The following is a 233-nucleotide window of genomic DNA, read 5'->3' as shown; positions in this document are numbered from 1 at the left end:
GTGCGCGACCTGATCGTCGACATGACGCAGTTCTTCAACCAGTACCACTCGATCAAGCCGTACCTGATCAACGACGAGCCGCCGCCCGAGAAGGAGCGCCTGCAGTCGCCGGAAGAGCGCGAAGAGCTTGACGGCCTGTACGAGTGCATTCTGTGCGCGAGCTGCTCGACGTCGTGCCCGTCGTTCTGGTGGAACCCGGACAAGTTCGTCGGCCCGGCCGGTCTGCTGCAGGC

General features: G+C 63.9%; 1 pseudogene. It reads left to right on the top strand.

Features of this window, described 5'->3' with window-relative positions:
• Nucleotides 1-233, top strand: a pseudogene (gene sdhB / locus AAHM38_RS25610) (succinate dehydrogenase iron-sulfur subunit); the annotation flags it as partial.

This window comes from Ralstonia sp. OTU4908, assembly GCF_038440115.1.
Lineage (GTDB): Bacteria > Pseudomonadota > Gammaproteobacteria > Burkholderiales > Burkholderiaceae > Ralstonia > Ralstonia pickettii.
Note: the sequence above shows the minus strand (reverse complement) of the source record. Positions and strands in the feature narration are given on the sequence as shown.